Origin of the sequence: Caballeronia arationis (genome assembly GCF_001544975.2) — a bacterium.
Classification (GTDB): Bacteria; Pseudomonadota; Gammaproteobacteria; order Burkholderiales; family Burkholderiaceae; genus Caballeronia; species Caballeronia arationis.
Window position 1 is genome coordinate 1 of sequence record NZ_FCOG02000045.1, and the last position, 19,709, is coordinate 19,709.

Sequence of the window (19,709 nt, forward strand, 5' to 3'; positions counted from 1 at the left end):
AACGGCGATCAATACCTTCATCGCGAGTCGCCCGAGTACCGCGACGCCGTCAAGCGCAAGACCCACGCCTATCACGTCTTCATTCAGGCTGGCATCGTCTGCCAGGGACTGCTTCAGTACCTGGCAGCGGTATTCCCTTCACTCGTCTGGAGTTCCTTTGGATCCTGGCTGCGCACCATCCGTCCCGGCATCCCTCCATCGGAGTTGGTTGTCGCCAGTGCACTACGACAATGCCTGCCCGAATTTCTCGTGAATAGCGCCAAAACCAATTTCTTCGCGAAATTCATCGCCGAAAGGCAGGACCCTGACACCTTCGAGATGTTCCGACTGGCCACATAACCCCAAGACTGTGCCGAACTCGGCACTCTTGAGTTATGTACACGAGCCAGACTTTTGCCGGCGAGCGCGGCGATTCCGCGCGTGATGCAGGCGACAAAGCGCGCCTGCCGATGGTGTACGACGCTCAGGGGAAGGCGGTCGGCCCGCTGGAGTACTTCGCAGGCGTCAACGGCGTGTATATCGCGATAGACGGCGAGCCCGTCTTCGTCATAGTCGATCACAAGCGTGTCGGATCCTTGCAATACTCGGCTTCTGAGTACCAATGGGTCGCCGAGGGGTCGCCGGGGTACGCATCGACCGACTGCAGCGGCGGCGTGCTCGTTCCGAACTCCGGCAGTCCCACTCCGGCCATCGCGGTCCGGGACGGAGTCGACGTGACGGTTTATACCGCCGTCAAGGGCTATTCAGGCAATGTACACGTATGGTCGTTGAGACAGACGGACCGTTCCGGCGTGAGCTCGTGCAGCGCACTTCGGTTCGACCTCGGCACGCTGTATTGGGCAGCCAAGAGCACGTACCCACTGACCCAGAACTATCCGGAACCGCTGCGCATCGCCTATTAATGCAGCTCAAGCACGGTCCCACGGAGGCCGATATGAAACGCTGCCTGGTCGGAGCACTCTGCGCGCTTTACGGGCTTGCATCTCTCGCGGATGATTCAGCGCATCACGCGAGGCATCGCCCTGTCAGGGTGTTCGATGCCAACGGGAACCTGATCGGCGATCTGACGGCTTTCAGCGCGCAAAACGGCGTCGCGTTCACGGTCGACGACGCGACGACGGTCGTGCCCATCACGCGGGTCCAGGACGCGAGCTATCGGTTCTCCGCGACCGATTTCCAATGGCTCGCCGTGTCGTCCGGCCAATACACGTCCGCCGATTGCAGCGGCGATCCGATCATCGAGTCCGCGTGGGGACCACGAATCTCGATTCCGGTCAGGCAGGGCAGTGAGGTCACGGTGTACTTTGCCGCCGCGGGTCCGATCCAATCACTAACGGCTCGCTCCGGACGGAGTTCGAACCCTCCCACATGCCATCCTTACGCGAGCCCGTCCACCGTGTTGGGCTTTCCGGCCGCTGCGAAGCTCGTGATCACGCGGGATCACCCGGAGCCGCTCAGGATCGGATATTAATACCTGATGCTGAATCAACGCGAAAACCCGTTCTACCCGTCACCTCGTCCGAATCTGCCGGGACTTGATCGGCCGGACCTGAGAAATTAGTATCTCAAGGAAGCCCGAAGTCGAGCGTTGGCTCCGGCATGGCTGACCGCTCGACTTCACAAGGGGACATCAAGCCTGCCGCGGCTGAGTGGCTCAGATGGGGTCGACTGCAGCCGGTGCCGAAAGGCCGAGCCTGCCCTGTACTGAACCGTAAGCAAAGATCTGGATACTGATGTCGCCCGGTCAAATGTTCAAATACTGGGCACTCGAGAGTAACCAGGTGCGTTCGTGTATGTGGGAATAGGCCGTCCCTGATGCATAGCTACCGCCTCGTCAAGCGTCTTGCAGAGCTGATCCGCGTTCCTGATGGCCGGCAAACGCCTCACGGGATGAGCTACCTCGTTGGTCGTCAGGATGATCGAGCCGGTGCGGAACAGGCGTTGCCACCATGGGTGGATCGAGGTGATGCACTGAATCCGGGAAAGCTCGAGAGTCGACACACGGCGATGTAAAATGCCCTGGGTCCAGGTAATTCGTGCGGTATCGATGACGATTCGGGTGAACGCGGTCTTGACGAACTGCAAACTGACACCGATCAATACCGCGCCGGCTTGTGCAAGCAGCACATTCCACTGAAACGGGAAAGAGTTCGACGTGCAGACATGTATGCCGCCAATCATTGCCATGACAACGCCCCCCTTCAGGAGCGCTGGAAGGTTGCAGGCCTGCGACGGCGCGCCGCTGAAGATCACCTGATTAGCCATCGCACAAATTCCTTTTTCTGACCGATAGCTCTAGTCGTCCGCCAAAAAAGGCAGCGCTGCCTGATTCGGTTGCGCGTCGGCGAACTGACTGCTGACCGGGCGACGATGCCATGACGGTTACGCCAAACACAGCTACATGGAGTGATTGTAGCGCAGTGGTCGTTGCACCGGCCCACTGGACGCTGGCGCGAAGGAAACATCGGCACTTCAATGATGTTCGTCCTTTAACCGATGGCGGATAGCCAGCACTGTGACCGTTTCGCTGTTCGCGGACGTCGGCTCCTTCATGTAGAGGGACGAAATGGGCCTAGCCGTCCATCATGAAGGCCGGTTGACAACTTCATTTCGCTAACGGTGACAAATTTGATTGTATTTACGGCTGCCGTATGACTCAATCTTCACCACACGCGAGCACCGGACCCCGGCGGCAGGCGATTGCGGCCCTGACGGTTCGCTGCTGGTAAGTTCGGCACGCCGAAGGAGGGACGCGAGCGGTCACCACGTTCGGGGGCTTTCTCCTTCGTCGAGCGCAACTCCTCTCTTTATCCAGGTCTGCGTGCCTTGGTCAGACACATGACTCGCGGCACTGTCTTCGTTCATTGGATCTGAAGCTGCCAGCGAAGAATTGGATGTGTGTAGCCTGCTGGGATCACCCACGTGCCATTTGGACCGAAGTTCCATTGCGAGCCAAAGCTCGGTGGCGCACTCATCTGCGCCGTCGTCAGCCCGGTTGCGCCCTCCGCTCCACTACCGTTCACGCCGACCGTCTTGCCGCTTGTCTCTATGTCCCAGAAGTCATTGGATATTGGACCGCTGTTTACGCCGATGAAGCCTCCGATCGGGGACGGCCCGAAGAGCGTAACGTGCCCGGTCGAGAACGATTCTTGGATGGTTCCGGAGTTGTCGGCAACGAAGCCGCCATTGTCGCCCAGACCGAGTTGCGTCTCGCCCGTCGCATACGATTGCGTGATGGTCCCAGTGTTGGACATGGCGAGGCCGCCGACTCCGCTCCCATGCGATCCGCTGAATGCGCCGCCGGAAGCGAACGATTGGTTGATGACGCCCGCGTTCTCACCGACTAGGCCGCCGAGCCCTGCCTGGCCGCTCAGGTCAACGGCACTCGACGAACGTTCAATCGTTCCTTCGTTGCGCGAGACCAACCCTCCCATGACACTACCGAAGAAGCCGTTCTGGTCGGTTACAGAACCGGACGTATGTACGTTGACCAGCGTCCCCCGGTTCAGTCCCGCGAGCAAGCCGACGCGCGTGTTGTCTTCCGTGATCGCGGCACCGTTGACGCTGAGATTGCGCACGATTCCAGTCGGTCCGATTATGGCGAATAGACCGACATAATCGGCATCTGTTGCGCCTGCAAGGTCCCCGATAGAGAATCCGGCGATGGTGTGCCCCCTCCCGTCGAACTGTCCGGTAAAAGCACTTTGAGTCGCTACGCCAATGCCCGCATTGCCGGCAGCCGTCAACGTGACATTCCTGCCGAGGGCATAAGTGCCGGCTAGATCATTCGATACATTAGCGAGATCCGCGCCGGTGTTGACAAGGCGATAGGTCGTGAACTGCGAGAGGAGGCCGCTATAGGGGGCGGCAACCCACGATGGATTCGCACGAACGGTGCCCGGTGTATAGGTGCCGTTCATATCGTGTAGAACGGACACGACACCTGTGCTATGCGACCAGTCGAGGGTGCCGCGATTGATCGTGCTGCCACCGTTGTCTATGCCGTTCGCGTCGGCGCGCAACGTTAGATTGCCCGCGCCGGCGTTCGCTATCGTCATGCCTTGCCCAACCACCGTGGAGTGACTTGCGTTCAGCGTTAGCGAGGCGTCGCCGCTCCAGCGCACGTTCGAAATCACGTTGATGTCGCCTCTGGTGCCGTCCTTTCCGGTGGTGTTGACCGTCACCGATGTCCCGTTGGACAGTACCCGCGTGAACGTACTGGCTGCATGCGGGCCGGCCGTATAAGCTGGCGTGGTCAGATTCCATTGCGCCGCGTCGATCATCACATAATCAACGTTGAGCGATGCGCCATTCATATCGAGCGTGCCACCGCTGCCGTCGGCGTTAGTTGCGCCGATGTTGCCGTGCGCCTGCACGGTGCCGCTGTCGGCGACAAGCCACACGCGGCCATCGCGCGTGGCGGTACCGGTCGCGCGCAGTTCGCTGTGACGTCCAGCCAGCGCGAAGACATTGCCATCGGCGGCTTGCAGACTGATCTGCGCCGCTTTGACCGTGCCGGTGTTGGTAACGCTGCCGTGGCTGCCGGTCTGCACGAACACTTGCTGGCTGCTAGTCGCGTCGTGGAGCAGAACCTGACTGCCGACCGCTAGTTCGGCGGCGCCTTGTGGTGCGCGGATGTCGCCGCGATTGACGATCAGATTCCGCGAGATGAGAAATACATCGCTGCCGCTCGAACTGATTTTTCCGAGGTTCACCACGACGCCGTTACCTGTTCCCGTGAGCGTCAGGTCGCCGCCGGCCATGAAGGGTTTGGTATCGCCGTCGAGTGCAGACGCAACGAACCGGCCACCCGTCGATATGACACCGCCCGGACCGACGACCACTCCTTGCGGATTGATGAGATAAAGAGTTCCGGTCGCGCTCAGCTTGCCGTCGATCAGCGAGCGGTCAGTGCCGGTGACCCGATTGAGCGTCGCACCCGTGCCATTATTGATGGCAACGGTCTCGCAGTTGCCGATAGAAAAGCTTCGCCAGTCGATTACGCCACGCGGTGATGTTTGCGTGATGCCCACCGAAGCGACTTGGGTGGTGATTGAGCCTTGTCCGGCCACAAAATGACCGCCTTGGGGAAGCGACCCGGCCGCCGATGCATCTGCAATACATACAATCATAGCTGCGACAAGGACGAGCGTGTAAGCGGATCGACAGGGAGTCCAAGTGAAAGAGCGCCTGCGTTGCATGTTCGATGTCGGCACATTGCAGTCTCTGACGCCGCTGGAGCAGATAGCGGCCTGAACTCGCGGGGCAATCGAGTACATGGTTCACCTCGGCGCGCGACAAGCACGTCAGTAGAGGATAGTGCATAGAGTCGCGCACGGCGGCCCGATAAAGGGACGCACGTTCCCCTTGCCGGTGGTCGATCGGCGCGTACCGACGCAATCGGACAATGTGGGAAATGGGGCTCCGGTGCAAGTTATGCGTAAGACCGAAGCACGGCGCGTTCACCGTCACATCGTCATGTCGAAAGAACGACCTTCCAAACAGCAGGTGCACTTGTATCTTTGAGTTGCGTGCTCGGCAACTCGAACTGACCTTTTCGGATGCGATGCATCAGTTCGATCCCAGTGATCGTAGCTACTGCATTCCTGAAGCGTTTGAAACAGAGCATCGCATCGACCCTGGACTTGATGTTGCGATGGTCCTGCTCTATCAAGTTGTTCAACTACTTCGACGATCGCAACATCGTCTCCTCCGGCAGCAGCTCGTCAGTCTTCATTTCGCGCACCGCGCGATGAGATGCCGCGTAGCCATCCAGCGTGATCGTTTTCGGAGCAAGCCCTTGACTCTTGATTGCCTTTGCGAAAAAGTCTTTGGCTGCAGCGACGTCACGTCGAGCGCTGAGCCGGAAATCGACCGTTTTTCCCGCTCGATCAACCGCGCGGTAGAGGTACAGGCCACAACATTAGGCTCGCCGGGGACGGCAGACTGCGCGTGTGCGCGCGTCTGCCGCTGATGACGTCGCTTAAGCCGATCAACCGCCTCGATACATTTCGTCAATCCTGTCACCGAGAGCGCGCCGGCCAGACTCCGTCTTGACCGGCTCATCGCCTCCGACATCGCCGTGGTTTCCGCCCGCGGCATTCGGATGGGCGCTGTGAGCGGCTTGAACAGGTTGCGAAGCTGGCGCGTCGGCATTGACGCGATCGAAATGATCGTTGCCGTAACCGCCCGCCATCGCGGACATCGATAGCGACATGGAGCTTGCGACGAAAACAGCGGCGATAACTATCGTCTTCCTGGAGACTCCGGCGAGCATGTTGAATGTCGGCCTTGGTGAATAAAGAAAGGCGCCCGTTACCGACGAGGCCCAACACGCGCCCCGCGAAAATCCGGCAAAAACACCATCACGAGCATGACGAGAGCCCCCAACGCAGCACACCAGCGGACATCTACCGTCGAACCAACCCGCTCCGCAAACCGCGAATCGAGCAACGCATCCCCCAGCGCCTCCTCTGTCGACAACGCGCGATACTCAAGCCCCGTCTGCCCGCCGAGCGCCTTTAGATACCCATCTCGCAGCGCCGACAGCTCCTCATGACTCACTTCCCCCCGCTGCGCGGACGACATCGCGCTTGTCTGCACGACGTCGCTTGCGAGCCAGAACCCCGCGGGCCGGCCGTCGCTATCGGTTTTCGGTATCGGCGCTGGCTGATCGCCACCGACACCGATCAGCCACCCGCGAACTTCTCCCGGCGTAATCCCCGGCATCGACGTATCGGATAGCGGACGCGGCGGCGCCTCTTGTCCGTCGGTCATGAAAACCACCGCTACGTGGTCCCCCATCTGCTTCGCCTGGTGGATCGCCGAAAACAGTCCCCCGTTCGCGATACGGCTCGCGTTTGCCCAACGCATTCGTCCGTCGATGCCATCGAGCGATGTCGCGAGCGCGTCGTAGTGTTCGCAGACTTCGAGCGGTTCCAACAGCAGCAGCGATCGTGTGCCAGTGAACACGCTCCATCCGACTCTCGACCCACACGGCATCCGCCGCAACGCTCGGCGCATCGCCTCGCGCGCGTAGACGAGGCGGCTTGTGCGCACGCCCTCCAGCATCACGTCCTCGACATTCATGCTTTGCGTGATGTCGAAGGTCACGACGTAATCGAAGCGGTCGCGTATCAACCTCACGCCGGGCATCCATAGCGTGGCCGCAAGCAATATGACCGCGACAGCGAGCGCCCATTGCCGATAAGCCGCCGTCACGGTCACGGCAAATCCCCAAGCGCAACGTCCGGTACCTTGATCATGCGGCGAACCTCGTAAGGTTCGCGTCCATCGTCGAAAGCCTGCGCGCTCTCTGGCTGCAGCCACAGCGCGCGTTCGAGGTTATAGCGCGCGTCCCAGTCGTCGGGTTTCGCGCGAAGCAACTCGCGATAACGGTTCTTCGCAAGTTCGGCGAGCGGCGCCGACGCGATCGGATTGCCCGCGCCCACGGCGATCGCTTCGCGCAGGTACATGTTCGCAAGATCAAATAGGGCGGCACGCCCGATCTCGTCAGGATCGGCGCTAGTGACGAGCCCATCGTAAAGTTTCGCCGCCGCCTCGCGCTGCCCTGCTTTCGATAGAGCAACCGCGTGCGCAAGCCGCACACGTGGCGATTGAACGACGACACCCGACGCAGCACCCGCACGCATCACAGCCGCATTGCTCCGTTGCGCATCGACGAGACGCCAGCCTTCGAATCCAGCCCAGGCGGCGCAACAAAGCATAGCCGCCGCAAACCCTGCATGAACGACGCGCCGCCTCATGACCAACTCCGCAACAATGCAAATCGCAACGCAAACAGCAGCGCACAGCCAGCCAGCGCCAAAGCAAGAAATGACGTACTGCGGCTCCTCCCAGGCACACGCTCAACGTACGAAACCGGAAAATTCTGCTGCGCATCGATCTCTGCCATCGCCGCTGCCATCGCGCTCGAATCGTCCGTCTGGTAAAGCCGATACGGCGTCTTCAGCGACTGAAAATAGCGATGCAATTCGACCTCCTCGGACGACTCGTCGGCCGGCGTGATCGCGTTCAGATCGGTGCTGTTCGCGCTGCTGCGCAAGTAGATGAAATACACCGTGATGCGTTCGCGCGCGAGCCCCGCCGCGATGCGCGAGCGCATCGGCGCATCGATATGCGCGCCACCGTCCGAGACGAGGATGATCACGCGATTTCCGTTGTAGTCGCGCCGCTCGAACTGGCCAATCGCCGCGAGCAGCCCGCGATCGAGCCGCGTATCCGGCATCCCTCGTCCGATGCCGGTGCTGGCCACGGCGCTCTGAATCGCTTCCTTGTCGCGCGTGAGAGGCAACACGAGCAGTGGGCTCGTGCCGAACATCATGAACCCGACAAGGTCGTTGCCGCGTTTATCGATGAAGCGCGTGAGCACCTCGCGCGCCGACGCGTTCTTCGACACGCCGCCCGCCATCGCGCCCGCCGCGTAGACGCTCTTCGGCGGAACGAACGCGTCCATGCTCGAACTCCGGTCCATCAGCACCATGATCTCGGCGCCTCGCGCGACACGCGTCACCGCTTTTTCGGTCTCGCGCGGATCGGCGAGTCCGATCACGATCAACAGCATCGTGGCCACCGCGAGCACGCGCAGTGCGATGCCGGCGGCATGACCCAGCCGGTCACGCGGCAACCATGCGACGTGCGAGTACAGCAGCGTGTCGCTGATGCGCGGCGCGAGCGGCAACAATGCAAGCGGAAGCAGCGCGAGCATCCAAGGCGATGCGAAACCGAACGAGGCGGTCATCTTCGATTGCGCCTTTCGAGGCGGCGCAAGTCGCGGCACAAGTCGAGCAGCCGATAGGACTCGTGCGCCGGCGCAAGCGCGTAAAACCGATCGCCGGAGTGCGCGTAGAAGCGTTCGATCGGGGCTCGCATCGGTTCTAGATACGGCGCTCGGACGAACAGAGCGTCGAGCGTGCCCGGATGGAGAGCTTGACCGGCGGCATCGTTCAGTGCGCGATGGACTTGGCGCCAAGCGTCGGAATCGTGATCGACCTGGGCCGGATCGAATCTCTTCAGCGAATGCCACGCACGCGCGAAAGGCATTTGGCAGGCATCGCGATGATTGCGCCACAGCCACCATCCGAACCACGCGAACACAACAACTGCAAGCGTCACCAGTGACACAGTCAAGCGCCTCTGCAGCGGCGCCGTCGGCAGAAGCGAGGGCTGTCGGTCGGGCTGCAATGGTTGCAACTCGCCTTGAGCGAATGCGATGCGAGGCGTCAGCGGCGCCACGCTCACCGGCCATGCGGCAACGCTCAGTGCCGCGCCGCCGGACGTGCGGCTAGTCAGCGTCAAAGCAGGCAACGCGATCGCAGCGAGTGTCTGCGGCGCGTTGATCACCTGATATTCGAGCACGAGCCATCGGTTCCCGGCGCCGTCCGTTTCGATCGCAGCCGCGCGTCGCGTGAGCCACGCCCCGGTGCGCTCCAGCGGCGGTAACGCAGAAGGTTCGAACGGTCGGTTGCCCACGCGCAGCAAGACGCGCTGCGTCATCACATCGCCTAGCGTGTAGCCGAAACTGCGCGGCTGCTCGGTCGTCGCGACGGCCGATTGCTGCGCGAACGCGTGAGGCGCAAGCGCCATCAGGGCAATCACGATGACCCATCGCGCGATCATCCGGCCATCTCCAGGAAGTATCGCGACAACGCCTCCGGATCGAACGTTCCGCTCAGATACAGCGGACGCACGCCGTGCGCGCGGCACAAGCCATCGATCTGGGCGCGCCGATGCCGGACCGCATCGCGCCATTGCATGCGCAGCGCGGGGCGCATCCACAACGCGCGCCGCTCGTGCGACTCCGCATCGCGCACCATCATGAGCGCGTTGCGCGATGGCGCTTCCAGTTCGAGCGGATCCCACACGACGAGCGGCACGACAAGAGCCGGAGCCATTAGCTCGAACGATCCGCGCAAGGTATCCAGTGGCCAGTGAAAATCCGATACGACGAACACGATCCCCTCGCGCCCGCTCAGTCGTTCCGCTGCGCGCTGCAGGCCAGCCGCACCGCTGCCACCACGTTGCGCCGCCAGCTTGCGCCCTTCGTGCAACAATGCGCGCATCGCCGCGCCCGCGCCTCGATGACGACGCGGAGGCATCGTGAGCTCATCGCGCAACGCAGTATCGAACGCGAGCAGTCCAACCGGGTCGCCCACGCGAAATGCACTGCGTCCCAGCGAATCGACGAATTCGCCGGCGATGTCGAGCTTGGTGCGCGCCGAGCCGAACGTCATCGATGCCGATACGTCCACGAGCGCATGCACCGTGACTGCCGAGCGCTGTCGATGCAGCCGCACGAGCCACTCGCGCCCCGGATGCCGCAAGCTGGCGCGCAGATCGAGGCGACGCGGATCGGGGTGATCGAAGAGACGTGCGTGGGTTGCGAAGGCCTGTCCGCCACCGATGCTCGAACCGTGATGCGATCCCGGACGATAGCCGTGTACCTGCGACGGCATCCGGTAATGGAATTCGTGTGCCGGGCTCATCGCGCAGCCTCCGCTTCAGGGCGCGGCCACGCGCAGCATGATCGCCTGCGCGAGCGCGTCGGCGAGTTCTGCGCGGCGCAGTTCATAGATCGGCGTGAAGAACACGCGATGACCGAGCGCCGCCGGCAACACCGTGTGAATGTCCTCCGGAATCAGGTGTGCGCGTCCCGCGAGCCACGCAACCACGCGCGCTGCACGCACCAGCGCACTCATTCCGCGCGGACTCGCGCCCGCCAGTACGAGCCGATCCATATCGACGTCGTCGAGCACGATGCCGTATTGCGCGGGCCGTTCGGTCGCTTCCCAGAGTTGCAGCACGTATCGTTCGATGGTTTCGCTCGCGCGCACGCTGCGCTGGATCGACGCCGCCACCGCGTTCAACTCGCGCCACGCGAACATACCGTCAGGCACCTGTTCGAGCACGGTATCGACGTCATGGAAATGCGGATCGAAGACGAGGCGGCTGCGAATCGCGGGCTCGGGCGGCGTCGTCATGGTCAGCTCGAACATGAAGCGGTCGCGCGCGGCGGACGCCAGCTCGAAGGTCTCCTCCTTCTCGACCTTGTTGCGATCCGCAAACACCGTCATGTGCGGAAAGTGATGCTCGCGATTGAACGCGGACACGGAACGCTCCGCCATTGCGCGCAGCAAGAGCGATTGCACCTGCGGCCGCGCGCGGTTGATCTCGTTGAAGAAGAACGTCGTGAGGCACTCGCCATGACGCAGCAGCGGACCGGGATCGATGCGCGGCGCACCTTCGGCATCGACATAGGTGTGATAGATGAGATCGCCCGGCATCAGGTCGATGGTGCCCTCGACCCGCTCGAACTCGCCGCCGATCGCCCGAGCGAACGCACGCAGCAGCGTGGTTTTGCCGACGCCGACGTCGCCTTCGAGCAGCACGTGTCCGCGCGCGAAGAGCGCCACGGTGATGAGGCGGGTCACCTCCGGCTGGCCGACGACCGCCTGCGCAACCGCCGCTTCGAGCTGCAGCGCGTTGCTGCGCCAGTCCTGCAACGCTTCGTCAGACAACATCGGGCTTCTCCCTGTCAGCGGCCAAGCTGACAGGCAAGTGTCATGCCAATCGATGCGATCGGCATGAGAAGCAAGTCATGCGGGACAGGGAAGCACAGAGTGTCACGTAATCGCAAACTTACCGATGACACACTCTGGAACCCGCCTCACGCATGCCCGCGAAATTTCGCGCACATTCTGAACGCATCCTCCGAAAGTGGGATTTGCTTGGCGCGGCAATAGTGCGTCGTCAGCTTCAGCAGTTCCTTGATATCCCGTCCGCTCGAGTTCGGATACGCATCCGTCAGCATTTCGAGAAGACCGTCATCGAGATCCGCGCCCAGTTGCTCGGCGAGCAGTTTCCACAGACGGATCGCATCGGCCGCAGGCGGAATCTCGTACTGAATTTTCGCGATACAGCGCGACCGGATCGCATCGTCGACGTCGTCGATGCGGTTGGTCGTCATGAACAGCAAGCCGTTGAAGTACTCCAGCGTGCGCAGGAATTCCGCCACGATCGCGTTGTGCTCGAGATCGTTGTCTCGGCGGCGGATATAGACGTCGGCTTCGTCGAGCAGCAGGATCGCGTCCCAGCGCACCGCGCGCTGCAGGATGCCCGACAGCGTCGCGCCGACCGACGCCGCCGACGTCCCGAGTTGCCCCGAATGCACGCGATACAGCGGCTTGCCGACCACCTCCGAATAGACCTCGGCGGTCAGGGTCTTGCCGAGACCGGGCGCGCCTTGGCAAAGGATCGTCGTGCCGCCCGACTTGCCTGCGACGAAGTCCTGCACGAGCACCTCGCTCTTCGACGTGAGGATGTCGATCAGGTCGCGATGGTGGGCCGGCAGCACCAGCTTGTCGCGCAGTTCGGGCTGATAGCGATACTCGGCGACATGCGCCACATGCGCCCAGACGGGTCGATGCCACTCCAGATGAAACAGGCACAGGTAGCAATGCAGCGGGATCGCGTCGAAGCCGCTCTCAATGTGCGCCGCACGCCAGAAGCCGGCGTTGGCTGTCAACTGGAAGCGGCGTTCGAGCGTCTCCTCGTCGTTGACGCACTTCGCGCTCACGCCATCGACGATGCGCGTCAGTTCGGCCACGCCCTTTGCATCGATCGTGAAAGCCGCCTTCGAGACGACGAACTGCCCGCCGAAGCGCCGCTGAAACCTCACGAAGCGCTCCGCCTGCCGCTCATATTCGCGCTTGAACTCCGCGCATTCCTTGTAGAAGCCGAACTCCGCGAGCAGTTCTGGAATCGTGCGATCGACGATGTCGTGACGGTAGATCACGATCGACGTCGTCATGCCCGAGTGGCGCATGTGCGGATCGGCGCGCGGCGAGTTGGCCGCCTGCATCGTGTTCGCCAGCATGTCGATGACGACGTACGGCGCGCCCTGATCCGGCTCGACGTGTCGAATGCGGTGCACGAGCCACGGCAACAGCGTGGCGTCTTTCGCGCGGCAATAGAGCCAGCCGTCGATCGCATCGCGCGCGAGATACGCGATGAGTCCCGGCACCACGTGTTCGAGCGACGGAATCGTCCGGGCCTGCGGCGCGTTGTGGATGTTGTCGAGCGCGAGCATCTGGAACATCAGCGCGCTCTCGTTGTTCGCGCGGCTCAACGAGTAGAGCGTGTTGAGCGACCTCGAATCGAACAGCGCGCTCGATACCATCATCCTGCCGTGACACGCGCCCTGGTCATGCAGTTGCCGCGCGAGCGGCGAGCCTGATTCGATCATCGCGAGCAATGGATGAACCAGCGATTCCGGTATTTCAAAATCCATTCATGCACTCCCGCTAGTCGAGGAAGAACTGGATTGCCATGCTTACGATAGCTGGCTGGACCGCATGCGGCCCGTTGAACTCGATGTAGTGCACGTCGTAGCCCGCTGCATTCAGCTTCTGCGCGTTCACGCGCGCGCTCGTCTCGACAGGCAGTTGCTCGTCGCTCAAGCCGTGCGCGATGAAGACCTTCGGCGCGCCCTCCTGCGTGAAGACCGACATGAAGCCGCCGGAGAACGCGATTACATGGCTCGCGACGTCCCCGTTGGTGATGCCGATCGACATCGCATAACTTGCGCCGTCCGAGAACCCGGCGAACGCCAGATGATCCGGCGCTGCCGAATAACGCGACGTCACTTCCACGAGCGCCCGCTGCAACCGCTCCAGATCCGGGCCGCTGCCGCCTACCACGATATCCCAGGTCGGATACATCGAGTGCGGCGCAAGGATCAGGAATTTCTCGCGTTCGGCGTGTTCTTCGATGAACGGCAGCACTTTTTACGGGAAGCCGCCCGCGCCATGAAACATCACGAAAAGCGGCACCGGCCGATCCGTATCGAGTCCGGACGGAACGTAGAGCACGGCGTCGCGCTCATCGGCGATGCCGAGCCGGTTGCGGCCCGGCGGCAGCGGGCTTTTGACCGGATCGGCGGGAGTGAAGGAGAGTCGGCCGAGGAGCGAAGGATCGAACATTGGGGCCCTGATTGGAGTCCGCTGAAGCGCTGATATTTAATATATCACAATGATCTCCTTAGGAAGAAGAGACCTCGAACCTTCGTATGCCATCGACCCTTTGCATGAAAAGCACTGAAGATCGTGCTGCCCGCGTCGCTGCCGTCCGTGTTCGCCGGCATCCGCATCGCGGGCGCCTACTCGATCCTCGTGCTGATCGCAGCGGAAGTGGTCGGCGCGAAGGCGGGCCTCGGCTGTCTCGTCAACTACTCGCAGTTCACCTTCGAGATCCCGAAGATGTACGCGGGCATCATCACACTGGCGCTGCTCGGGCTCGCGTTCAATCACCTGGTCCTGTTCGCCGAGAGGTGGCTCGCCGCATGGAAGAAGCAAGAATGAGCGCGACCGGCAGACCACGCGTGGGCGCGACGGATGCGCAACGCCCCTGGGCCGCGTGCACTGAGCAACGCGCGACGCGCCCGCGTTCATATCGATACGAGCCTTCATTGTTTGGCGCGCAAACGCCCGGTGCATAAAATGACCGGCCCAACGTCCACACAACGACAGGAGCACCATGAGCGCCGACGAAAGACTGAATTGCCTGATCGAACCCGGCCGCACGTCGAGCAACCCGAAGGCGAATTATCGGAATGCAACACGCTGGGGCGATCTCGTCTTCGTGTCGGGCAAGTCGGCAAACGGCGCGGTCGGCGGCAAGGCGCCGCACGGCAGGCTCGGCGACACCCTGACGCTCGCGGACGGCGTCGCTTTCGCGCGCGAGGCGGCGCTCGAACTGCTGCTCGTGCTGCGCGACGAACTCGGCAGCCTCGACAAGGTCAGGCAGGTGCTCGACCTGCAAGGATTCGTGAATGCGGACGCTTCGTTCGAGGATCACGCGAAAGTGCTCGACGGCGCATCGGATGTACTCGCCGAAGTGCTGGGTGAAGCGGGCGTGCATGCCCGCTCGGTGTTCGGCGCGGTCTCGCTGCGAGGCGGCCAGCCGGTCATTCTGCGAGCCGTTGTGGGCGTGAGCGCATAGCGCGTAACCGAGCGCGGCTCAGCGCCCCTTCCACGGCACGAGCCGCCGCTCCAGCGCGCGCATGCCGAAGTCGAAGATCCACGCGATGGCACCGATCAGCACGATGCCCATCACCACCACGTCGGTGCGCAGGAAGCTCGATGCGTTGAGCACCATCTGCCCGAGGCCGGCGGTGGCGGCGACCATCTCGGCGGCGACGAGCGTGGTCCACCCGAAGCCCACGGCGATGCGCAGGCCCGTCAGTATCTCGGGCAGCGCGGCGGGCAGCACGACGTGCCACACGACCTGCCGGAAGTTCGCGCCGAGCGACCACGCCGCGTTCACCTGCTCGGCGGTCGCGCTTTTGACGCCCGCACGCGCGGCCATCGCGATCGGCGCGAAACATGCGAGCCAGATCACGACGATCTTCGCGGTCTCATCGATCCCGAAGTAGATGACGACGAGCGGCAGATACGCGAGCGGCGGCAGCGGCCGATAGAACTCCAGTGGCGGATCGAGCACGCCGCGCGCGATGCGGCTCACGCCCATCAGAATGCCGGTCGGCACCGCCGTGACGACTGCCAGCGCGAATGCGCCGAACACGCGGATCGCGCTCCACAAAAGATGTTCGGAGAGCGGCAGTCCGCCCTGGAGCCGTCCATGTAATGCATCGATGAATGCGTGCCAGACGGCCTCGGGCGAGGGCAGAAAGAGCGGCGGCAGCCAGTGAAAATGCGTGGCGGCCCACCAGAGCACCGCGAGCGTCGCGATGCACAGCGCGCTGGGCAGCGCGGTCGGGCCCGAGCCCGGCATGCCGCGATAGCGCGCGCGCTGCTTCGCGCGGGCGGCACGCCGTGCAGTCCGCGGCGTCGTTGCGGAGCGCGGCAGCGGGACGTCCTGAGCGGGATGAGTCACGCCACCTCCGTCTCGGTGCGATGCAGGCGGCGCGTCAGCCGCTCGCGCCACCCGATGAATGCGGGTGACGACTTCACGGCGTGGGCATCGCGGTTACGGATGTAGTCGCGCGAGAAGGGCAGCTCGTGCACTTCCTCGATGCGTCCCGGGCCGGGCGTCATCAGCACGAGGCGCGTCGCCAGAAAGAGCGCTTCCTCCACGCTGTGCGTGATGAAAAAGACCGTCTTTCCGGTGCGCGCCCACACGTCGAGCACCAGCTCCTGCACGTTCTCGCGCGTGAGGGCGTCGAGCGCGCCCATCGGCTCGTCCATCAACAGCACTTCGGGATTGCTCGCGAGCGCCCGCGCAATCCCGACGCGTTGCTGCATGCCGCCCGAAAGTGCGTAGACCTTCGCCTGCTCGTGCTGCGCGAGGCCGACGAGCGCGAGCGTGCGGCGCGCGATCTCGCGGCGCTCGTTGCGCTTCACGCCGCGAAAGCGCAGGCCGAGCGCGACGTTGTCGATGACATTGAGCCACGGCATCAGCGCATGTTTCTGGAACACGACGCCGCGCTCGGCGCCGGGCCCGACGATCGGCGCGCCGTTGAGCGATGCGTCGCCTTCGGTCGGCTCCAGAAAGCCGGCGAGGCAATTCAGCAGCGTGGTCTTGCCACAGCCCGATGCGCCGAGCGCCACCAGGAACTCGCCGCTGCCGATCTGCAAGTCGACGCCCTTCAACGCGGGCGTGCTCGCGCCTTCGTAGGTGACGCCGAGATTGCGGATGGAAAGCGACGTCATTTCGCGGCCTGCTGCGCGAAGCGCGGATCGACGCCCGTGGAGTAATCAGCGAGCACGTTCTGAATCGTGCCCTGTTGCCTGAGGAACTGCGCGGTGGCGGCAAGTGATTTCGCCGCGCCGGACTGCTGTCCGCCGCCGAGCCACGTCGGCGACGCCTGCTCGCCCGCGGTCGGGAAGGCGTAGAGCGCGAGACTCGCGGGCACGTCGGCGACGTTCGCGCCGGATTCCTGCGCGACGGCCTGCACCTGTTTCGATGCGGCGGTCCAGTCGGCCTTGTGGTCGCGGTATTGCGCATCGGTATCGGCGAGCACCTTGACGAGACCATTCAGGAAGACGGGATTGTCCTGCGCGAACTTGCGCGACGCGACGAAGCCGTCGAACGTCGCCTTGCCCGATTCCTTCGCCACCTCGCCCGATGTGATGAGCACACGACCGCTCTGCTTGGCCTTGGCGAGCACCGGGTCCCAGATGTAAGTTGCGTCGATATTGCCGCGCTCCCACGCCGCCGCGACTTCGGGCGGACGCAGATTGACGATCTTCACCGTCGACGGATCGACGCCCGCCTGCTGCAAGGCGACGAGCGCATGGAAGTGCGAGGTCGACACATACGGCACGCCGAGCGTCTTGCCCTTCAGATCGGAGAGCTTGCTCACGCCGGACCCGTTGCGCGCGACGAGCGCTTCGGCGTCGTTGATGTTGTCGAGAATCCAGAACAGCGAAAGATCGACGCCTTGCGAGAGTCCCGCCGCGATCGGGCTGGAGCCCGCTTCGCCCACCTGTATGGAGCCCGACGCGAGTGCGCGGATGACGTCCGCGCCGCTGCCGAGCTTGCGATACGTGACCTTGTATCCCGTGGCCTTCTCGACGGCTCCGCTTGCCTGCGCGTAGCGCCAAGGCACCACCATGTCCTGATAGCCGATGACCACCTCGCGCGTTTCGGCCTGTGCGCGAGCGGGCGCGAGAACGACGGCGGCGAGCATGAAGGAAGCGGCGCCGGCGATCAGCGTGCGGCGATGGATAGGAAGTTTCATGGAGCGGACGGAGTGGTGTGATGAAGCCTTCGACTATAGGCACTTTGCATGCCGCGGCTACGAATCAAATATGCGTAGCAAATGACGCGGAGCGTGCTTCGCAAATACGGCGGGCCGTACTTCGAACCGTTTGACGCGAGCCGTCATTTGCAAATGAAAAATGCTTGGTTCCACCTCCGGCGGATGTCTCGCATAGTCGGGCGTGATGGCTATAGACGGTTGATTCTTCATCAGACGAGTACCGCCGCCATCGCTTCTGTGACGAACGAAAATACGGAGACGTCATGACTGACGTAGTACAGGAACGTGTGATTCATCCCGTTTTGGAAGCGGCGCGCGAAGCGGGCGCCGAGGCGCATCTGGCGTATGCCGGCAGCGTATCGCCGGCGGACGCGTGGGCGCTCGTGCAGACGGGCGAGGTCGTGATGGTCGACGTGCGCACGGCCGAAGAGCGCAAATTCGTGGGTTACGTGCCCGAGAGCGTGCACGTCGCGTGGGCGACGGGCACGAGCCTTTCACGCAATCCACGCTTCGTGCGCGAACTGGAAGCCAAGACCGGCAAGGACGCGGTCGTGCTGCTCCTGTGCCGCAGCGGCAAGCGCTCGGCCGCGGCCGCCGAAGCCGCGACGAAGGCGGGCTTTACCCATGCGTTCAACGTGAGCGAAGGATTCGAAGGCGAACTGGATGACCAGCAGCGGCGCGGCACGCTGAACGGCTGGCGCTATCTCGGTTTGCCCTGGATCCAGGACTAGAGCGCGCCAACATCATAGAAAGGACTGCACTGTGGCTGTATTTGACATCGACGACATCGTCCAATCGCTTCAGACGGTCCGCCAGCAGTGGCGGGAAGTGCAAAAGCGTTCGCTCGAGCCGGGCGGGCGCGAGCTCCCTGCACGCGAGGCGCTCGCCGATATCGTCGGCGCGTTGAAAGGCGCACTTTTTCCGATGCGGCTCGGGCCGCCCGACCTGCGCCAGGAAAGCGAGAATTTCTACGTGGGGCATGCGCTCGACTTCGCGTTGCAGGGCCTGCTCGCGCAGGCGAAGCTGGAGCTGCAATACAAGGCACGCCATCAGCCACGCAACGACTACGCGGTCGACACGCGCGCGAGCGATGCGATACGCGAGTTCGCCAAAACCCTGCCACGCATCCGCACCCTGCTCGACAGCGACATCCTCGCGGCCTATCAGGGCGATCCGGCGGCGGGCAGCGTCGACGAGGTGTTGCTCTGCTATCCCGGGATTCTAGTGATGATTCACCACCGCATCGCGCACGAGCTTTATCGGCTCCAGCTGCCGCTGCTCGCGCGCATCGTGGCCGAACTCGCACACGGGGAAACCGGCATCGATATCCATCCCGGTGCGCGCATCGGCTCCGGATTCTTCATCGATCACGGCACGGGCGTAGTAATCGGCGAGACGGCCGTGATTGGCAACCACGTGCGCATTTATCAGGCGGTGACGCTCGGCGCCAAGCGCTTTCCGCGCGACGCGGAAGGTCATCTCGAGAAAGGGCTCGCACGTCATCCGATTGTCGAGGACGACGTCGTGATCTATGCCGGCGCGACGATCCTCGGACGCGTGACGCTCGGACGCGGCGCGGTCATCGGCGGCAATGTATGGCTCACGCACGACGTCGCGCCGGGTGCGTCGGTCACGCAGGCGCTGTCGCAGAGCGGCGAGGTCGCGACGCGCGCCCAGACGCCGCAGACCGAGCCCGTCTCGTCATGAGCACACTGGTGCGCCATTTCGGCGCGACCGTTCGCGAACTGCGCGAGTCGCGCGGCTGGACGCAGGAACAACTTGCGGAGCACGCGGGCTTGAACCGGTCCTACGTTGGAGAGATCGAGCGCGGGTCGTGCATCGCATCGATCGTCACCGTCGACAAGCTCGCGCACGCGCTTCGCGTACCGATGGCGCGTCTCCTGTCGCCCTCGCAGCGCGACGAATCGGAACCGCTGACCGACGCCGCTGGGGAAAAGTAAAAAGGTGA

Annotated in this window: 20 protein-coding genes and 3 pseudogenes; 8 read left to right on the forward strand and 15 right to left on the reverse strand. The window is 63.1% G+C overall.

Annotation, left to right across the window (positions count from 1 at the left end):
- The 3 genes and pseudogenes from AWB81_RS45815 to AWB81_RS23760 all read left to right on the forward strand — a co-directional run.
- Positions 1-339 (forward strand): annotated as a pseudogene (locus AWB81_RS45815) (IS4-like element ISCku4 family transposase); the annotation flags it as partial.
- A gap of 35 nt (positions 340-374) precedes the next feature.
- Positions 375-902, forward strand: a complete 528-nt coding sequence (locus AWB81_RS23755; protein ID WP_062639001.1) for a hypothetical protein — start codon at positions 375-377, stop codon at positions 900-902.
- Between the two features lie 32 nt (positions 903-934).
- Positions 935-1,471, forward strand: a complete 537-nt coding sequence (locus tag AWB81_RS23760) for a hypothetical protein (protein ID WP_062639044.1) — start codon at positions 935-937, stop codon at positions 1,469-1,471.
- A 281-nt stretch (positions 1,472-1,752) separates the two neighbouring features.
- Here AWB81_RS23760 and AWB81_RS23765 read toward each other — a convergent pair whose 3' ends face one another.
- The 12 genes and pseudogenes from AWB81_RS23765 to AWB81_RS23820 form a co-directional block, all read right to left on the reverse strand.
- Positions 1,753-2,265, reverse strand: coding sequence for a PH domain-containing protein (locus AWB81_RS23765; RefSeq protein WP_062639002.1), 513 nt, complete (start codon positions 2,263-2,265; stop codon positions 1,753-1,755).
- 596 nt (positions 2,266-2,861) lie between these two features.
- Complete coding sequence (locus AWB81_RS23770) at positions 2,862-5,279, reverse strand: two-partner secretion domain-containing protein (RefSeq protein ID WP_374730509.1); 2,418 nt, start codon at positions 5,277-5,279, stop codon at positions 2,862-2,864.
- Positions 5,280-5,476: 197 nt separating this feature from the next.
- Positions 5,477-5,911: pseudogene (locus AWB81_RS23775) on the reverse strand (DDE-type integrase/transposase/recombinase); the annotation flags it as partial.
- 81 nt (positions 5,912-5,992) lie between these two features.
- Complete coding sequence (locus AWB81_RS23780) at positions 5,993-6,277, reverse strand: hypothetical protein (RefSeq protein WP_087135161.1); 285 nt, start codon at positions 6,275-6,277, stop codon at positions 5,993-5,995.
- A gap of 38 nt (positions 6,278-6,315) precedes the next feature.
- The gene (locus tag AWB81_RS23785) at positions 6,316-7,227 is read right to left on the reverse strand and encodes a vWA domain-containing protein (protein ID WP_062639006.1); all 912 of its coding nucleotides are present in this window, start codon (positions 7,225-7,227) and stop codon (positions 6,316-6,318) included.
- Complete coding sequence (locus AWB81_RS23790) at positions 7,224-7,766, reverse strand: hypothetical protein (protein WP_062639007.1); 543 nt, start codon at positions 7,764-7,766, stop codon at positions 7,224-7,226. The genes AWB81_RS23785 and AWB81_RS23790 overlap by 4 nt, the downstream gene beginning before the upstream one ends.
- Positions 7,763-8,761, reverse strand: coding sequence for a vWA domain-containing protein (locus tag AWB81_RS23795; protein ID WP_062639008.1), 999 nt, complete (start codon positions 8,759-8,761; stop codon positions 7,763-7,765). The genes AWB81_RS23790 and AWB81_RS23795 overlap by 4 nt, the downstream gene beginning before the upstream one ends.
- On the reverse strand, positions 8,758-9,639 hold the full coding sequence (locus AWB81_RS23800; RefSeq protein WP_062639009.1) for a hypothetical protein: 882 nt from the start codon (positions 9,637-9,639) through the stop codon (positions 8,758-8,760). The genes AWB81_RS23795 and AWB81_RS23800 overlap by 4 nt, the downstream gene beginning before the upstream one ends.
- The gene (locus AWB81_RS23805) at positions 9,636-10,505 is read right to left on the reverse strand and encodes a DUF58 domain-containing protein (RefSeq protein ID WP_062639010.1); all 870 of its coding nucleotides are present in this window, start codon (positions 10,503-10,505) and stop codon (positions 9,636-9,638) included. Before AWB81_RS23805 ends, AWB81_RS23800 begins: the two co-directional genes overlap by 4 nt.
- Before the next feature lie 15 nt (positions 10,506-10,520).
- Positions 10,521-11,540 carry an AAA family ATPase gene (locus AWB81_RS23810; RefSeq protein ID WP_062639011.1) on the reverse strand — a complete coding sequence of 340 codons (1,020 nt, stop codon included), beginning with the start codon at positions 11,538-11,540 and terminating at the stop codon, positions 10,521-10,523.
- 146 nt (positions 11,541-11,686) lie between these two features.
- Positions 11,687-13,309: an ATP-binding protein gene (locus AWB81_RS23815; RefSeq protein ID WP_062639012.1), complete on the reverse strand. Its 1,623-nt coding sequence runs from the start codon at positions 13,307-13,309 to the stop codon at positions 11,687-11,689.
- Between the two features lie 13 nt (positions 13,310-13,322).
- Positions 13,323-14,000, reverse strand: a pseudogene (locus tag AWB81_RS23820) (alpha/beta hydrolase).
- 123 nt (positions 14,001-14,123) lie between these two features.
- Here AWB81_RS23820 and AWB81_RS23825 point away from each other — a divergent pair.
- A complete protein-coding gene (locus AWB81_RS23825; RefSeq protein ID WP_062639013.1) occupies positions 14,124-14,378 on the forward strand; it encodes an ABC transporter permease in 255 nt (84 codons plus the stop codon).
- Between the two features lie 175 nt (positions 14,379-14,553).
- Positions 14,554-15,018 (forward strand): RidA family protein, encoded by a 465-nt coding sequence (locus AWB81_RS23830; protein WP_062639014.1) that lies wholly within the window; start codon positions 14,554-14,556, stop codon positions 15,016-15,018.
- Positions 15,019-15,036: 18 nt separating this feature from the next.
- On the opposite strand, the gene AWB81_RS23835 is transcribed toward AWB81_RS23830, so the two are convergent.
- The 3 genes from AWB81_RS23835 to tauA are packed head-to-tail and all read right to left on the reverse strand — an operon-like array spanning position 15,037 to position 17,719.
- Positions 15,037-15,912, reverse strand: a complete 876-nt coding sequence (locus AWB81_RS23835) for an ABC transporter permease subunit (protein ID WP_096032066.1) — start codon at positions 15,910-15,912, stop codon at positions 15,037-15,039.
- Positions 15,909-16,688, reverse strand: coding sequence for a taurine ABC transporter ATP-binding protein (locus AWB81_RS23840; RefSeq protein ID WP_062639015.1), 780 nt, complete (start codon positions 16,686-16,688; stop codon positions 15,909-15,911). The genes AWB81_RS23835 and AWB81_RS23840 overlap by 4 nt, the downstream gene beginning before the upstream one ends.
- Entirely contained in the window at positions 16,685-17,719 is a 1,035-nt protein-coding gene (gene tauA / locus AWB81_RS23845) for a taurine ABC transporter substrate-binding protein (RefSeq protein ID WP_062639016.1), read from the reverse strand. Before tauA ends, AWB81_RS23840 begins: the two co-directional genes overlap by 4 nt.
- A 284-nt stretch (positions 17,720-18,003) precedes the next feature.
- Here tauA and AWB81_RS23850 point away from each other — a divergent pair, with 284 nt between their 5' ends.
- Genes AWB81_RS23850 through AWB81_RS23860 form a run of 3 tightly spaced genes read left to right on the forward strand, consistent with a single transcriptional unit; the run spans position 18,004 to position 19,701 of the window.
- The gene (locus tag AWB81_RS23850) at positions 18,004-18,471 is read left to right on the forward strand and encodes a rhodanese-like domain-containing protein (protein ID WP_062639017.1); all 468 of its coding nucleotides are present in this window, start codon (positions 18,004-18,006) and stop codon (positions 18,469-18,471) included.
- Positions 18,472-18,502: 31 nt separating this feature from the next.
- Positions 18,503-19,447 (forward strand): serine O-acetyltransferase EpsC, encoded by a 945-nt coding sequence (gene epsC, locus AWB81_RS23855; RefSeq protein ID WP_062639018.1) that lies wholly within the window; start codon positions 18,503-18,505, stop codon positions 19,445-19,447.
- On the forward strand, positions 19,444-19,701 hold the full coding sequence (locus AWB81_RS23860; protein WP_062639019.1) for a helix-turn-helix domain-containing protein: 258 nt from the start codon (positions 19,444-19,446) through the stop codon (positions 19,699-19,701). The genes epsC and AWB81_RS23860 overlap by 4 nt, the downstream gene beginning before the upstream one ends.
- The last annotated feature ends 8 nt before the right edge of the window (positions 19,702-19,709 follow it).

Bases quoted from the DNA above. Each gene is read 5' to 3' on its own strand.
- AWB81_RS23860 (WP_062639019.1), top strand. From the start codon at position 19,444: ATGAGCACACTGGTGCGCCATTTCGGCGCGACCGTTCGCGAACTGCGC.
- AWB81_RS23840 (WP_062639015.1), bottom strand. From the start codon at position 16,688: ATGACGTCGCTTTCCATCCGCAATCTCGGCGTCACCTACGAAGGCGCG.
- AWB81_RS23800 (WP_062639009.1), bottom strand. From the start codon at position 9,639: ATGATCGCGCGATGGGTCATCGTGATTGCCCTGATGGCGCTTGCGCCT.
- tauA (WP_062639016.1), bottom strand. From the start codon at position 17,719: ATGAAACTTCCTATCCATCGCCGCACGCTGATCGCCGGCGCCGCTTCC.
- AWB81_RS23795 (WP_062639008.1), bottom strand. From the start codon at position 8,761: ATGACCGCCTCGTTCGGTTTCGCATCGCCTTGGATGCTCGCGCTGCTT.
- AWB81_RS23830 (WP_062639014.1), top strand. From the start codon at position 14,554: ATGAGCGCCGACGAAAGACTGAATTGCCTGATCGAACCCGGCCGCACG.
- AWB81_RS23770 (WP_374730509.1), bottom strand. From the start codon at position 5,279: ATGTACTCGATTGCCCCGCGAGTTCAGGCCGCTATCTGCTCCAGCGGC.
- AWB81_RS23790 (WP_062639007.1), bottom strand. From the start codon at position 7,766: ATGAGGCGGCGCGTCGTTCATGCAGGGTTTGCGGCGGCTATGCTTTGT.
- AWB81_RS23765 (WP_062639002.1), bottom strand. From the start codon at position 2,265: ATGGCTAATCAGGTGATCTTCAGCGGCGCGCCGTCGCAGGCCTGCAAC.
- AWB81_RS23755 (WP_062639001.1), top strand. From the start codon at position 375: ATGTACACGAGCCAGACTTTTGCCGGCGAGCGCGGCGATTCCGCGCGT.
- AWB81_RS23850 (WP_062639017.1), top strand. From the start codon at position 18,004: ATGACTGACGTAGTACAGGAACGTGTGATTCATCCCGTTTTGGAAGCG.
- AWB81_RS23805 (WP_062639010.1), bottom strand. From the start codon at position 10,505: ATGAGCCCGGCACACGAATTCCATTACCGGATGCCGTCGCAGGTACAC.
- AWB81_RS23760 (WP_062639044.1), top strand. From the start codon at position 935: ATGAAACGCTGCCTGGTCGGAGCACTCTGCGCGCTTTACGGGCTTGCA.
- AWB81_RS23815 (WP_062639012.1), bottom strand. From the start codon at position 13,309: ATGGATTTTGAAATACCGGAATCGCTGGTTCATCCATTGCTCGCGATG.
- AWB81_RS23810 (WP_062639011.1), bottom strand. From the start codon at position 11,540: ATGTTGTCTGACGAAGCGTTGCAGGACTGGCGCAGCAACGCGCTGCAG.
- AWB81_RS23780 (WP_087135161.1), bottom strand. From the start codon at position 6,277: ATGCTCGCCGGAGTCTCCAGGAAGACGATAGTTATCGCCGCTGTTTTC.